The organism is Paenarthrobacter sp. NPDC091711 (assembly GCF_044756605.1).
Classification (GTDB): Bacteria; Actinomycetota; Actinomycetes; order Actinomycetales; family Micrococcaceae; genus Arthrobacter.
Genome location: NZ_JBIVTF010000023.1, coordinates 1 through 13980, shown reverse-complemented (window position 1 = coordinate 13980; position 13980 = coordinate 1). Strand labels below are relative to the sequence as shown.

The 13980-nt window shown below is 61.7% G+C and carries 13 protein-coding genes; 11 read left to right on the top strand and 2 right to left on the bottom strand.

Annotated elements, in window-relative coordinates:
- Nucleotide 1 precedes the first annotated feature (1 nt).
- From gcvT to ACIQH5_RS21275, 7 genes are all read left to right on the top strand, one after another.
- Nucleotides 2-1150: a glycine cleavage system aminomethyltransferase GcvT gene (gene gcvT / locus ACIQH5_RS21305; protein ID WP_400407438.1), complete on the top strand. Its 1149-nt coding sequence runs from the start codon at nt 2-4 to the stop codon at nt 1148-1150.
- Between the two features lie 288 nt (nt 1151-1438).
- Nucleotides 1439-1825, top strand: a complete 387-nt coding sequence (gene gcvH, locus ACIQH5_RS21300) for a glycine cleavage system protein GcvH (RefSeq protein ID WP_024819780.1) — start codon at nt 1439-1441, stop codon at nt 1823-1825.
- Between the two features lie 292 nt (nt 1826-2117).
- The gene (locus tag ACIQH5_RS21295; RefSeq protein ID WP_400407436.1) at nt 2118-3530 is read left to right on the top strand and encodes an L-serine ammonia-lyase; all 1413 of its coding nucleotides are present in this window, start codon (nt 2118-2120) and stop codon (nt 3528-3530) included.
- A gap of 38 nt (nt 3531-3568) precedes the next feature.
- Entirely contained in the window at nt 3569-4390 is an 822-nt protein-coding gene (locus tag ACIQH5_RS21290; protein WP_400407435.1) for a DNA/RNA non-specific endonuclease, read from the top strand.
- Between the two features lie 109 nt (nt 4391-4499).
- On the top strand, nt 4500-5588 hold the full coding sequence (locus tag ACIQH5_RS21285; protein ID WP_400407434.1) for a lipid II:glycine glycyltransferase FemX: 1089 nt from the start codon (nt 4500-4502) through the stop codon (nt 5586-5588).
- Nucleotides 5589-5698: 110 nt separating this feature from the next.
- Nucleotides 5699-7015, top strand: a complete 1317-nt coding sequence (locus ACIQH5_RS21280) for a peptidoglycan bridge formation glycyltransferase FemA/FemB family protein (RefSeq protein ID WP_400407432.1) — start codon at nt 5699-5701, stop codon at nt 7013-7015.
- A gap of 27 nt (nt 7016-7042) precedes the next feature.
- The gene (locus tag ACIQH5_RS21275) at nt 7043-8530 is read left to right on the top strand and encodes a threonine/serine exporter ThrE family protein (RefSeq protein WP_400407431.1); all 1488 of its coding nucleotides are present in this window, start codon (nt 7043-7045) and stop codon (nt 8528-8530) included.
- A 68-nt stretch (nt 8531-8598) separates the two neighbouring features.
- Here ACIQH5_RS21275 and ACIQH5_RS21270 read toward each other — a convergent pair whose 3' ends face one another.
- Nucleotides 8599-9438, bottom strand: a complete 840-nt coding sequence (locus tag ACIQH5_RS21270; protein WP_400407430.1) for a siderophore-interacting protein — start codon at nt 9436-9438, stop codon at nt 8599-8601.
- Between the two features lie 69 nt (nt 9439-9507).
- Nucleotides 9508-10278: a uracil-DNA glycosylase gene (locus ACIQH5_RS21265; protein ID WP_400407429.1), complete on the bottom strand. Its 771-nt coding sequence runs from the start codon at nt 10276-10278 to the stop codon at nt 9508-9510.
- A gap of 106 nt (nt 10279-10384) precedes the next feature.
- On the opposite strand from ACIQH5_RS21265, the gene ACIQH5_RS21260 reads away from it, so the two are divergent.
- From ACIQH5_RS21260 to groL, 4 genes are all read left to right on the top strand, one after another.
- Nucleotides 10385-10720: a DUF3263 domain-containing protein gene (locus tag ACIQH5_RS21260; RefSeq protein ID WP_024819788.1), complete on the top strand. Its 336-nt coding sequence runs from the start codon at nt 10385-10387 to the stop codon at nt 10718-10720.
- Between the two features lie 49 nt (nt 10721-10769).
- The gene (locus tag ACIQH5_RS21255) at nt 10770-11399 is read left to right on the top strand and encodes a LytR C-terminal domain-containing protein (RefSeq protein WP_400407428.1); all 630 of its coding nucleotides are present in this window, start codon (nt 10770-10772) and stop codon (nt 11397-11399) included.
- Nucleotides 11400-11571: 172 nt separating this feature from the next.
- A complete protein-coding gene (locus ACIQH5_RS21250) occupies nt 11572-11775 on the top strand; it encodes a cold-shock protein (protein WP_011773737.1) in 204 nt (67 codons plus the stop codon).
- 323 nt (nt 11776-12098) lie between these two features.
- Nucleotides 12099-13724 (top strand): chaperonin GroEL, encoded by a 1626-nt coding sequence (groL, locus tag ACIQH5_RS21245; RefSeq protein ID WP_062070598.1) that lies wholly within the window; start codon nt 12099-12101, stop codon nt 13722-13724.
- Nucleotides 13725-13980 lie beyond the last annotated feature (256 nt).

Genomic DNA, 13980 nt, shown 5'->3' with positions numbered 1-13980 from the left:
TATGTCTGAGAACTACACCGCGCTCTACGAAGAGCACAAGAAGCTCGGCGCGTCCTTTACCGACTTCGGCGGCTGGCAAATGCCCCTCAAGTACTCCTCGGAGCTGGCTGAGCACCACGCCGTCCGTAAGTCCGCCGGCCTGTTCGACCTCTCCCACATGGGCGAAGTCTGGGTCACCGGTCCCGAGGCAGCCGCGTTCCTCGATTACGCCCTGGTGGGCAAGATCTCCGCCATGGCCATCGGTAAGGCCAAGTACTCGCTGATCTGCCAGGAAGACGGCGGCATCATTGACGACCTCATCACGTACCGTCGCCCGTCCACCGCAGAAGGCACCGACAAGTTCCTGGTAGTGCCCAACGCAGGCAATGCTGCCGTTGTTGCTGCGGCGTTGTTGGAGCGTGCCGCTGGTTTTGACGTCGTCGTCGAGGACGCTTCCGCCGAGACCTCGCTGATCGCCGTTCAGGGGCCGCTCGCTGAAGCGATCCTCCTCCGCCTGGTGCCCGCCGACCAGCACGCACTGGTCACTGAACTCAAGTACTACGCGGCGGTTGACGTCCCGTTCACGTTCGACGGCGGCACTCAAGACCTGCTGCTCGCCCGCACCGGGTACACCGGCGAAGACGGCTTCGAGATCTTCGTGGCCAACGACTCCGCGGCAGCCCTGTGGCAGGCCATTGCTGCCTCCGCGAATGAAGGTGAGCTGATCCCGGCCGGGCTGGCATCGCGAGATTCCCTGCGGCTCGAAGCTGGAATGCCCCTCTACGGCAACGAACTCTCCCGCGAAGGCAACCCCTTCGCTGCAGGGCTGGGACCCGTAGTGGCGCTCTCCAAAGAAGGCGACTTCGTGGGCAAGGACGCACTCGCTGCCCTGAAGGCTGACGGTGCTGGCTCTACGTCCGGCCGTAAGCTTGTGGGTCTCAAGGGCCTCGGCCGCCGTGCCGGACGCGGCCACTACCCGGTCCTCAAGAACGGCGCAGTGGTTGGCGAAGTCACGTCCGGTCAGCCCAGCCCCACGCTCGGCTACCCGGTAGCGTTGGCGTATGTCGACGTCGAGCATTCAGAGCTTGGTACCGCGCTGGATATTGACCTGCGCGGGAAAGCCGAGCCGTTCGAAGTCGTCGCACTGCCGTTCTACAAGCGCCAAAAGTAGGTTCTGGGTTTTCGAACCTGGCGACCTCTGCATGCTCCCCACCGTCCCCCTCGCCTCGCAAGCTCGGCCCGGGAACCCGGACGGCGTGGCCCCCGTCGCATGTGCGCCCGCTGAGCGGACGCGACGCTCCCTTGGACGCATGCTGCCGGAGGCCGGACTCGCGTGGCCGTGCGGTGGGGGAGCGGATTCCGGAAGCGTGCGTCAAAGCGACGAAGGAGCAGCACGCGGAGGAATTCGGTGCCCCACCATCCCAGCCATAGTTTTGACCAACCATAGTAAGGAATCAGAATGCCCAAAGTAGCGCCCGAACTTCAGTACTCCGACGAGCACGAGTGGGTTTCACGCGGAGACGGGAACTCCGTGTCCGTTGGTATCTCCGAAGTTGCCACCGACGCACTGGGTGACATTGTGTACGTTGACCTGCCCGAGGTTGGTTCGTCTGTGACTGCAGGCGAGACCTGTGGTGAAGTTGAGTCCACCAAGTCCGTTTCGGACCTGTACTCGCCGGTTACTGGCGAGGTCACGGAGATCAACGACGCCGTTGTTTCCGACCCCGCCTTGATCAACAACGATCCCTACGGTGCCGGCTGGTTGTTCAAGGTCGCCGCTGAATCCGAGGGCCCGCTGCTCTCGGCCGAGGAGTACGCCTCCAAGAATGGCGGAGACCTCTCCTAACTCCCTGCGCCCGAGTCCATTTCGGGGGTTCGCTGCTGGGTGTGCCGTGCGCACGGCATGTTTGGCAGGGAATCCCCGAATCGGGGAATACCGTCCGTTCCATCGGGCCACCCGGGCACGCACACTGTGGCGTAGCGTGGGATTGTAGAACTGAATAGTATTGCGACGCCGGGTTGCCGCCATTGGGGGCCATCCGGCGTCGTGCTTCGGCCGCCTGCTGCCATAAGCGGGGGTGGCCCTCCGGCAGGACCATCTGCCGGACCGTTTTCAAGCTTTGTAAGGAATCCCGACCATGGCTGTTGGTGTTTTCGATCTGTTCTCTGTGGGTATTGGTCCGTCGAGTTCTCATACTGTGGGTCCGATGCGTGCCGGGGCGGTGTTTGCTGGTGAGCTGAAGGACGCTGGTGTCCTGGGTTCGGTGGCGTCGTTGCGTGTTGATTTGTATGGGTCGTTGGCTGCGACGGGTCGTGGGCATGGGACCATGACGGCTACGTTGCTGGGCTTGGAGGGGTACCACCCCGAGTTGATCCTGCCTGAGGAGGTAGAGGAGCGGCTCGCGGCGATCGCGGAGACCGGAGTGCTGAACCTGGCTGGTGCCTCCGGTGAGGGTGCGGAGTTGCCCTACGCGGTGGAAGACATGGTTCTGCACCCTTTGACGGTGTTGCCGCGGCATACGAATGGGATGAAGTTTGCTGTCTCTGACGCTGAGGGGAAGGTGCTGCGGGAGGCGACGTTCTTTTCGGTGGGTGGTGGGTTCATTGTCCGGGAGGGTGAGGAAGACGCGGCCCGGGAGGAGTTGGAGGAGTCGAAGAAGGAGTTGCCGTTGCCTTTTAGGACGGCGGCGGAGTTGTTGGGCCGGTGCGCGTCCAAGGGGCTGGGGATCAGCGACATCATGTTCATCAACGAGCGGGCGTCCAGGTCTGAGGAGGAGATCCGTGAGGGTCTGTTGCATATTTGGGCTGTGATGGAGGCTTGTGTTGAGACCTCGTTGAAGCGTGAAGGTGTGTTGCCGGGTGGTTTGAAGGTTCGTCGTCGTGCACCGGATTGGTTGGAGCGGCTCCTGAAGGAGGACAAGGACCGGAACGATCCGAAGTATTGGCAGGAGTGGGTGAACCTGATCGCGTTGGCGGTGAACGAGGAGAACGCGACTGGTGGCCGGGTGGTGACGGCGCCGACTAATGGTGCTGCGGGGATCATTCCCGCAGTGTTGTACTACGCGTTGAACTACGCGCCGGGGATGGATAAGGCGACGCAGCAGGACCGGGATGATGTGGTGGTGAAGTTCCTGCTCGCTGCTGGTGCGGTGGGTGTGTTGTATAAGGAGCAGGCGTCCATTTCGGGTGCTGAGGTGGGGTGTCAGGGTGAGGTGGGGTCGGCGTCGTCGATGGCTGCTGCTGGTTTGGCGGAGGTGATGGGTGGTACGCCGGGTCAGGTGGAGAATGCTGCGGAGATTGCGATGGAGCATAATCTGGGGTTGACGTGTGATCCGATCGGGGGGTTGGTGCAGATTCCGTGTATTGAGCGGAACGCGATCGCGGCGGCGAAGGCGATTAATGCTACGAAGATGGCGTTGTGGGGTGATGGGACGCATCGGGTGTCGTTGGATGAGGTGATCGTGACGATGCGTGAGACGGGCAAGGACATGTCCACTAAGTACAAGGAAACCGCGATGGGCGGCCTCGCCGTCAACGTCGTCGAATGCTGAATCCCAAAACTGTCAGTCCCTGATGCAATGCTGTATCCATGAGCGGGGGATACAGCAGGGACTTTTTGCGGACGCGGCTTGAACTGCCCAGTCCGCAGGCAACGACGACACTTTTGGAGTACACCCACTTTTCTGTGCGCTTCCGGGTTGCCCGGAAGCTCGCGGCGATTGTGGGTGTCAACATCAACGGCAAGGAACTGGTGCCCCTGGCCCGCGAGGGTTCATGGCATGTGGACGACAGGATCCCCCGGGAACAGCAAGCCGGCCCGGATCTGTACAAGAACAATGCGTTTGATCGCGGCCACCTGGTTCGCCGCTTGGATCCGGTGTGGGGTGATGCAACAACGGCGAAGAAAGCCAACCAGGACACCTTTAGCTATACCAACGCGGCACCGCAGATTGATGACTTCAATCAGGGTAAGGAGCTGTGGGTGGGGCTGGAAGATCATGTTCTGGGCCATGCAGCCGCCCATGATGCGAAGCTCAGCGTGTTCACGGGGCCGGTGTTCGTCGATGACGATCCTGTATATAGGGGAGTTCAGATCCCTCGGAAGTTCTGGAAGATCGCGGCATGGACCAACGACGCCAAGCTGGCCGCCGTCGGCTTTGTGCTGGACCAATCGCCGATGCTGGGCAAAGTGGAGCTGAAGACAGCGGTCGTCGAACGGCTCCTTGAAGGTGAGCCACCGCCTCTGGGGCCGTTCCGGACTTTCCAGGTACCCATCGGGCAGATCGCCGACCTCACCGGGCTCAGCCTCAGCCGGCTGATCAACGCGGACCGCCTGGTGAGGGGCCAACGGGAATCCGGGGCTGAACCCCGTGCCATCAAGCTGGAGAGCGCAGACCAGATCAGGCTCTAATCCCTTGGTAAATCAGCGGAATCGGGCGATATCCACATACCCCGATAGACTTGGGGCTGCATGTCCGCATGCGCACCACGCTTTTGAACACTGCACCAAAACCCTGAGATTGGACACGGCCACCTTGCGAGAATTTACCGCCCGCTTTGCCACCGCCGAGGAAATCGATAACTGGGACAAGCACGTCACGGCGAATCCGAATGGCGGCAACATGCTGCAGTCGGATGCCTACGCGGCAGTCAAGGACGGAAACGGCTGGCTGGTCCGGCGGCTCGTCGTCGAGACTCAGGAGTACTCCAGCTACAACCTTCTCCTGGAGAAGAAGTTCCCTGTGATGGGTCGGCTCTGGTACCTGATCAAGGGGCCGGACGTCGCAGATGTCAGCGATATTCAGCCTGCCCTCACGGCAGTCGCCGCGCTGGCTCACGAGAAGAAGATGAACGTCTTCAGCATCAAAATCGAGCCAGACATTGTTGAGTCGGCTGAAGCAACAGCAGAACTCCAAGCCGCTGGCTTGGTCAAGGCTCCCAACATTCAGTCCAACGATTCCACGGCGTTGCTGGACATATCGGCGCCGGCCAATGAAGTCCTCCGCAGCATTTCCTCCCGTGCCCGTAATGCGGTCCGCAGGGCCGAGCGTGAAGGCTGCGAGGTAAGGCAGGCAGAGCCGGGCGAGGACAGCTACCGCAAGCTCTATAACCTCATGCAGAACACCATGAACGCCAAGGGTGCCATGCCCCTGCGGAACTACGAGTACTACTCCAAGTTCTGGGAAGAATTCTGCAGCCGCGGACAGGGCCATTTCTTCTTTGTCTACGAGGACGGCGCGCCCAGCGTTGGTGCTTTCGTCATCAACTACGGCTCCAAAGCCACGTACAAGGACGGCGGGTCAACCCAGAACCGTAAGCAGTACGGCGACTCCCATCTGGTCCAATGGGCGGCCATCCAGCGTATGCAGGAATTGGGGTGCGTGGAATACGACTTCTGCGGAACACCGCCCGCTGCAAGGATCAAGGACAAGGCCCACCCGCTCTATGGCCTGGGTTCCTTCAAGACGAGCTTTACCAAGACGGTGACGGACTTCGTCGGCTGTTACGACCTCGTCCTGGGACCCGTCCGCCACAAACTGTGGCTCAAGGGTGCGGAGCGCATCTTCCGTCGACTCGAAACCATGCGCACCGGCGGCCAGTTCTACTAGGTCCCACCCGCAGCCAGCAACACAACTTCAGGCCCGCCCCGGCCACCAACGGGTGCAATCTACTTTTAGGTGAGGTAATTTCTTTGACTCCGATTGAGGCTGGAACCGACATGGAATTCGTGATTCTCAGTGACGCTGATTTCGAGACATTCGCCAAGGGACACCCGCAGGGCAGTTTTATCCAGTCCCTCGATCTCACACGCTTCCAGCGTGCCCGGGGACAGGAAGTCGAGCTCTTTGGAGTGATGCAAAACGGCAGCCTCGTTGCCGCGGGAAAGATCGTCTACACGTCCAACCGCATCGGGTACAAGACCGCCGACTGCGCCAAGGGACCACTGATGGACTACAGCGACCCCTCAGTGGTGAGCTTCGTCGTCGAGCAGTTGAAGAAGCATGCGGCCTCGAAGAAGGCCGCCGAACTGCGCATCTCACCCAACATCCGGTACATCGCGCGGGACGAAGAGGGCGCCGAGCACCCCGAGGTTGAGGACAACCGTCCGTTGCTGAAGGAGTTCGAAGGCCTGGGCTTCAAGCACCAGGGCTTCGACATGAACTTCGCCAACATCAACTGGATGTTCATCAAGCAGCTGGACGGTATCGCTGATTCCGAAGAGCTCATCATGGGGATGAACTACCGCACCCGCAAGGCCATCCGTAAAGCCGAGAAGAACGGCGTTTACCTGGAACAGGCCACGCTGGAAACGCTGGATGACTTCTACAACGCGCTCAGCACTGCCGGAGATGAGAAGGGCTTCACGTACCGCGAACGTGAGTACTACGAGCAACTCCTGCGGAACACCTCCGATGAGTTCACCAAGCTCATGATGGCCAAGATCAACATCCCTGAGTACCGGGCCTCCATCACTGAGCGCCTCGATGCCGAGTCCAAAACCCTGGCGGACCTGAAGCGCGAGGTCGAGGAGACCGGCAGCAAGAAGAAGGCCAACCGCGTCAAAGTGGTCCAGGACCTCGTGGACAGTTACGAGCGCAGCCTCAAGGATATTGAACGTTTCCCGGATTCTGTGGGTGTCGCCACCGTTGCAGCCATTCACTTTGCATGCTCCGGAGACGAACTGGTGTGCGTCATCGGCGGGACCGTCCAGGACTACATCTACTTCAACGGCGCCACCTCCCTTTACTGGGGCATGATGCTGCACGTCTTGAACAACGGATACTCGCGCTACAACTTCTACGGCACTTTCGGTATCCAAGGCCAGGATGAAACCGGCCACGGGGGCTACGAATTCAAGAAGGGCTTCGGCGGCGAGGTAGTGCAGCTGGTGGGCGATTTCGTGGCCCCGGTGAACCCTCTGGTCTTCCATGGCTACCGCGCGGTCAGGAAGCTCGCAGGGGCCGCCCAGACAGTTCTGGGACGATTGCCCCTTGAGAAATTGCCGGTAGTAGGAAAATTTCGGAGGAATCGCTAATCACACAAGCCAAGGGAGGATCACCGCGTGACTGAACGCCCCGACGGGTCCGCCAACAGGCCCCACACCGACGGGCTGCCCAAAACCCAGCCGTTGCGGCCATCCCAGGTCCGGCAGAACGTCAATGCCAAACGCATGCTGATGCGTCTGGTTCAAGGTGACAGCCCGCCCACCGCCCCCATGAACATCGTGGACCGGTTGGCCGGAAGTCCCTATGCCAACCCCACCATTCAAGTGGTGGGTGTGGACGCCTCGGCCCGCAAGACCATTGACTTCGCCCTGCATTTGGCTGAAGTCATGTTCCGCTACGGTGCAGGCGCCCTTGAGGTTGAAACCAGCATGATTGCGGTCACAGCAGCCCTTGGCCTGAAGAACGTTGAAGTGGACATCACCAACCAGTCGGTGGCCATCAACTACGCGCCGAAGGATCAAACTCCCATCACGCTGCTGCGTGTGGTGCGCTCCTGGACCAACAACTACGCCGGCCTTGCTCAGGTGCATCAGCTGGTCACGGACATCGTGGCCGGGGGAGTGGGCCGCGACGAAGCCGTACGCAGGTTGAACGAGATCATCCGTAGCGCCAAACCCTTCCCCCGGTGGATGGTCACCATCGCCTTCGGCATCTTCGCCGCGGTATTCGTGGGCGTCCTGGGCGGTGGCATAGGCGCGTCTGCGGTGGCTTTTGGTTCAAACATCCTGATCAGCCTGCTCTCCCGTCAGCTTGCCAGGTGGCGGACCGCCGACTTCTTCAACACCATGGCGTGCGCGTTCCTGGTCACATTCATTGCGCTGATGCTTCGGTGGGCCGGGGTGGAAATTGCGCCATCCATTGTGGTGGCGGGTGGCATTCTGCTGCTGCTCCCCACTGGCCGCCTCGTCTCGTCCGTCCAAGACGCCATCAACGGCTTCCCGGTAACGGCGGCGGGCCGGTTCCTTTCCACGCTGCTCACCTTCGGTGCCATCGTGGCGGGGATCGGCGTTGCCGTCGTCGTGGGAACGCTCATGGGCAGCGCCGTCCTGGACGTCACGCAGACATTCCCCGACGCGTACCCGCTATGGATCCAGGCATTCCTTATCGCTGTAGCGGTGGTGGCCATCGGCGTCACCGAACAGACTCAAATGCGGCTGCTGGTCCCGACGGCGGCAGTGGGCATCGTTGGTTTCTTCGTCTTGTGGGGGGTTGGCGAAGCCGGCCTCGGCGACCGGTTGTCGCCAGCTGTCGCTGCAGTGGTCATCGGCTTGTTGGGTCGTGTGGTGGCGCTCAAGCTGGGGGCGCCGCAGCTTGTGGTGGCTGTTCCCGCCGCACTGATCCTGCTGCCAGGTCTGACGATCTTCCGTTCCATGTACGCCCTCACGGTTGAAGGGGGCAACATCCTGCTCGGTGCGGGAGGCATGCTCAACGCCGGCGCCATTGTGCTGGGAGTGGCGGCGGGCATTGTGCTGGGCGACAACCTGGCAAGGCCGCTCACGAAGGGGTTATCCAGCAATGAACGGCGCCGGGTACGCAGGCGTTAACCACAAAAGCCGAACGGCGCTGCCTTGAGGCGGCGCCGTTCGGCTTTAAGAATGGATCTGGACTGAAGCTAGATCTGACCTACGGGGAGCTTCTTCTCAGCCTGGAAGACTTCCTCCACGCGACCCTGCGCCCAGTATCCGGAGAGCGATACCTGCGAACGCTCCAGACCGCGCTGCACGAAGAAGATCTCACGGAGACCCTTCATGTAGCCCCGCTCGCCGTGGGCGAAGACATCAACGCGTCCGGGCAGCCACGGGGTGTTCCTCAGTGCCTCAAGGAGCAGGTCACTGGACCCGGCTTGAACCCCTTTGCGGAGCAGCCAGTGCAACTCCACGCCAGTCGGCGCGGAAATTGGAAGAATGTCGGCCTCGTTATCCACCTCGAGGAAGACGGTGCCGCGGGCATCGGGAGCAAGAGCCTCAACACAGGCCGCGATGGCGGGTATGGCCGCGTCGTCGCCGGCGAACAAGTACCAATCGGCATCCGGTGCGGGGTTGTAGGCACCGCCCGGACCCGTGAAAATCATGGAGTCGCCGGGCTTCGCGGCGGCAGCCCACGGGCCGGCCAGCCCTTCGTCGCCGTGGACCACAAAGTCGATGGCCAGTTCCTGCGCTTCGAGGTCCACCCAGCGGATGGTGTAGGTCCGGGTGTGGGGCCACTGCTCGCGGGGCATGGTGTCGCGGATGACCCACAGATCCAGCGGGAGTTCGTACTCGACGCCCGGCTGGGGAAAGACAATTTTGACGTAGCGGTCCACGTATTCGTTGTTCGCGTAATCGCTGAATCCAGGTCCGCCGGCAACGATTCGCACCATGTGCGGCGAGAGGCGTTCGTTGCGCAGGACGGTCAGGTTGACCTGCGGACGGGTTTTGCGTGAGGCGGACGAAGTGACGGGGAGTGCAGTCATGTAGGTAAGCCTAAGCTAATTACCTGCGCGCCCGCTGGGTATGAGGCGAAGGTTACAGCGCGGTGGTGATCACAGAACCGGAAGTTCCCAGTTGATGGGCTCAGCGCCCAAGTCCACCAGCAGTTCGTTGGTCCGGCTGAAGGGCTTCGAACCGAAGAAACCCCGTGAGGCAGAGAGCGGGCTCGGATGGACCGAGACGATGGACGGCGCCCCGTCCAGCAGCGGCGTGACGCTCTCGGCGTCCTTGCCCCACAGGATCGCCACCAGCGGACGCTTTCGCCCCGCACCGTCCGTACGGTTGGCGACGGCGGTGACGGCCGCCGTCGTGATGGCTTCCCAGCCCTTGCCGCGGTGGGAGCCGGCGTTTCCCGCTTCGACGCTGAGGACGCGGTTCAGGAGAAGGACGCCCTGTTCGGTCCAGGCGCTGAGGTCGCCGTGTACCCGGGGCGGCAGGCCGAGGTCATCGTGAAGTTCGCGGTAGATGTTGGCGAGGCTTCGTGGAATGGGGCGCGTCGGGCGGGAAACGGCGAAGGAAAGCCCGATCGCGTGGCCGGGAGTCGGGTAGGGATCCTGGCCGAGGATCAAGACCTTGACGTCGGCCAGCGGTTGTTTGAAGGCCCGCAGCAGGTTATTGGCTGCCGGAAGAACCTGCGCCCCGCTGGAGGATCGCCCGGACACGTAACTCAACGTTTCACGGAGTTGGCTTTCCACGGGGCGCAAGGCGTCAGCCCAGTCGGGAGCCATCAGCTCATCGAGCGGTAGCTCACTGAGCGCGGCGAAGCCTGGGTCGGCCGCGTCGGCAGGTTCAAGATCAAAGAGTGCATCCTCGCCAGTCACCACGCCATTGTCTCCCGCGCGGCGCCGGCCCTGCGAATGACAGCGTTGTTATTCGCCCGTAACATGGGGGTAGGACATTTACCCCCACCAAGCGTCGAAGGAGTGTGCCGTGGCAGAACCAGCACCGGAACCGATGGCGTCGCAGGCTACAGGTTTCGCGCTCGAGGACCTCGCAGCCGAGACCCGCAGCGACTCTCCCTTGAGCGAGCGGGACCAGCAGATGCTGGCGCTGGAGCGGCAGTGGTGGAAGTACGCGGGAGCTAAGGAACAGGCCATCCGCGAGCTGTTCGACCTCTCCGCCACCCACTATTATCAGATCCTGAACGCGCTGATCGATACCGAGGACGCGTTGGCCCACGATCCCATGCTCGTCAAGAGACTGCGTAGACTACGTACGTCCCGCCAGCGTGCGAGGACTGCACGTCGCCTGGGGTCCGACGCGTAAATCGCCAGGCTGATCAGTCAGCAGCAACCAGCAAGGACACCGCTTCACCATGACCAAATATGCCAAGGACGAATTCGATCAGGTCCCGCAGAACACGTCCCGCCAGGGCGTTCACCGCGACGCCCAGGAGACCCCGCGCCCCACTTTGTGGCCGGTCCTGACTGTTGGGGCAGTGGCCTTGGTGCTCGGACTGGTGGCCTTCCTGGTGCTCCCCAACCTTGGCCTGGTAGCGCCGGGCGCTGCGTCAAGCATCACGACGCCGGCACCCCAGCAGACATCCACGGCACCGTCGGCTGCACCGACAGAATCCAGTGCGCCCTCCGCTTCCAGCGAGCCCAGCGGTGAACCCAGCGCTGAAGTGACGCCGTCGGAGTCTCCTTCTGCCACTCCTTCCGCGGCCCCTGTGGACAAGACCACTCCGGTGGCTGTTTACAACGGTGCGGGAACCGCTGGTTTGGCCGGGCGGGTGGCGGGTCTCGTCCAGGGTGACGGTTGGGTATTGAGCACGGTAGGAAACTGGGGTGGCCTGCCGCAGCAGACGTCCGTGATCTTCTACAACGCTCCCGCGCAAAAGTCGAACGCCGAGGCGCTGGGAACCTTGCTGGGCATTCAAAACATTGTGGAAACACCCGAGGTTCAACAGCCGCTGGTGGTTGTGGCCGGGCCCGGGTTCCAGTAGGCCGCAGGCGCGACGCGGAGCTCAAAGTCCCCAACTCGGTTAAGCCTCAATAACAAAAGCGGTGCCCTGCCCCTCCTCGGCAGCGCGGTGATGGTGACAGTGGTTACAGTGGATTGATTCCGGTACGGAGATCCCGGCAACCGGTCTTGGCTACTGCGAAAGTGTGGGCATCATGGCTTTGGGAACCGTTAAATGGTTCAACGCCGAAAAAGGCTACGGCTTCATCACTGTGGATGAATCCGGCGACGACGTCTTTGTGCATTGGTCCGCCATCCAGATGGATGGCTTCCGCGCCCTCGAAGAAGGCCAGCGCGTTGAGTTCGAACTGGGGGAGGGCCAGAAGGGGCCGCAAGCCGAAGGAGTCCGCGTCGCGTAATTGATCGCGACCATCAGGTCCCTTCCCGTCAGCCCACGGCTGAAACCTCTTTGTTTATAGCGCAAAGTGGAATCTCTGCTTGCACTCTCCCCGGTCGAGTGCTAATTATTGATTTAGCACTCCTACGGTTCGACTGCTAAGTCCGGTCCGGTTAACCCCGGCGGTGGACGGGTAGCGAATCCGCGGAGGATCAAGAAACACCTTGGTGGGGTGAGGTTCGGAGCGCGGGGCATACATAGGCCGCAAGCGAAGAACCGTCCGTCGCGGGCACCCCATCTGACAGGTACCTTCTTAACGACTGTCCCGAAAGGACTACCGCCGTTATGGCCAAGATCATTGCATTTGATGAAGAGGCACGCCGCGGCCTCGAGCGGGGCCTGAACATCCTCGCAGACGCCGTCAAGGTCACCCTCGGCCCGCGTGGACGCAACGTCGTCCTCGAAAAGAAGTGGGGCGCCCCCACGATCACCAACGATGGTGTTTCCATCGCCAAGGAGATCGAGCTGGACGATCCTTACGAGAAGATCGGTGCAGAACTGGTCAAGGAAGTTGCCAAGAAGACGGATGACGTCGCTGGCGACGGTACTACCACTGCTACCGTTCTCGCCCAGGCACTGGTGAAGGAAGGCCTGCGCAACGTTGCCGCCGGCGCCGATCCGCTGTCCCTCAAGCGCGGTATCGAGAAGGCTGTTGAGGCAGTCATCAGCGAACTGCTCGCCTCCGCCAAGGAGATCGAGACCAAGGAAGAGATCGCAGCTACGGCTTCCATCTCCGCCGGCGACCCGGAAATCGGCAGCCTCATCGCCGAAGCCCTGGACAAGGTGGGCAAGGAAGGCGTCATCACGGTCGAGGAATCCAACACCTTCGGCCTGGAGCTCGAACTCACCGAAGGCATGCGCTTCGACAAGGGTTACATCTCCGCTTACTTCGTCACCGACGCAGAGCGCCAGGAAACGGTCCTCGAAGACCCGTACATCCTGATCGTCAACTCCAAGATCTCCAACGTGAAGGAACTCGTCACGGTTCTGGAGAAGGTCATGCAGTCCAACAAGCCGCTGCTGATCATCGCCGAAGACATCGAGGGCGAGGCCCTGGCCACCCTGATCGTCAACAAGATCCGTGGCACCTTCAAGTCCGTTGCCGTCAAGGCTCCGGGCTTCGGTGACCGCCGCAAGGCGCAGCTGGCCGACATCGCCATCCTCACCGGTGGCCAGGTCATCTCCGAAGAAGTTGGCCTCAAGCTCGAAAACGCTGGCCTGGAACTCCTCGGCACCGCCCGCAAGGTTGTTGTCACCAAGGACGAGACCACCATTGTTGAAGGTGCCGGCGACGCCGAGCAGATCGCAGGCCGTGTGGCTCAGATCCGCGCCGAGATCGAAAACTCCGACTCCGACTACGACCGCGAGAAGCTGCAGGAACGCCTGGCCAAGCTGGCCGGCGGCGTTGCAGTCATCAAGGCCGGTGCCGCAACCGAAGTTGAGCTCAAGGAACGCAAGCACCGCATTGAGGACGCAGTCCGCAACGCAAAGGCTGCTGTTGAAGAAGGCATCGTTGCTGGTGGTGGCGTAGCCCTCATCCAGGCAGGCGCCAAGGCATTCGCTAACCTCACCCTTGAGGGTGACGAGGCAACCGGTGCCAACATCGTCAAGGTTGCCATCGACGCACCCCTGAAGCAGATCGCCTTCAACGCCGGCCTCGAGCCGGGCGTTGTGGTGGACAAGGTTCGCGGCCTGCCTTCGGGCCACGGCCTGAACGCTGCCACGGGCGTCTACGAAGACCTTCTGGCTGCCGGCGTCAACGACCCCGTAAAGGTCACCCGCTCGGCTCTCCAGAACGCTGCTTCCATCGCTGGTCTCTTCCTGACCACCGAGGCTGTAGTTGCCGACAAGCCCGAGAAGAACGCTCCGGCTGCCGGCGGCGACGACATGGGCGGCATGGGCGGCTTCTAAGCTTCCCTGCTGTAGCGATACAGTGCCAAGCATTTTCGCTGGAACAGCATCGCGCTAGACCAGCATCACGACGGCGGTCCTCACCTTTTGGTGGGGGCCGCCGTTTGCGTCGGCACCCTTGGCGTCGGCACCCCAAGTAGGTCGCAGTAGATGCCGTTTTGAGCGCTTGTCATGTCTCATGACTTTGTAGACACTTCATGTCTCATGACTTCGTAGACAGTTGGTGTCTCACGACTGTGTGGACACTTCGGCTTGG

Excerpts from the sequence above, each read along its gene's own strand:
- gcvT (WP_400407438.1), top strand. The coding sequence starts at position 2 with ATGTCTGAGAACTACACCGCGCTCTACGAAGAGCACAAGAAGCTCGGC.
- groL (WP_062070598.1), top strand. The coding sequence starts at position 12,099 with ATGGCCAAGATCATTGCATTTGATGAAGAGGCACGCCGCGGCCTCGAG.
- ACIQH5_RS21280 (WP_400407432.1), top strand. The coding sequence starts at position 5,699 with ATGGAATTCGTGATTCTCAGTGACGCTGATTTCGAGACATTCGCCAAG.
- ACIQH5_RS21290 (WP_400407435.1), top strand. The coding sequence starts at position 3,569 with ATGAGCGGGGGATACAGCAGGGACTTTTTGCGGACGCGGCTTGAACTG.
- ACIQH5_RS21255 (WP_400407428.1), top strand. The coding sequence starts at position 10,770 with ATGACCAAATATGCCAAGGACGAATTCGATCAGGTCCCGCAGAACACG.
- ACIQH5_RS21250 (WP_011773737.1), top strand. The coding sequence starts at position 11,572 with ATGGCTTTGGGAACCGTTAAATGGTTCAACGCCGAAAAAGGCTACGGC.
- ACIQH5_RS21295 (WP_400407436.1), top strand. The coding sequence starts at position 2,118 with ATGGCTGTTGGTGTTTTCGATCTGTTCTCTGTGGGTATTGGTCCGTCG.
- gcvH (WP_024819780.1), top strand. The coding sequence starts at position 1,439 with ATGCCCAAAGTAGCGCCCGAACTTCAGTACTCCGACGAGCACGAGTGG.
- ACIQH5_RS21270 (WP_400407430.1), bottom strand. The coding sequence starts at position 9,438 with ATGACTGCACTCCCCGTCACTTCGTCCGCCTCACGCAAAACCCGTCCG.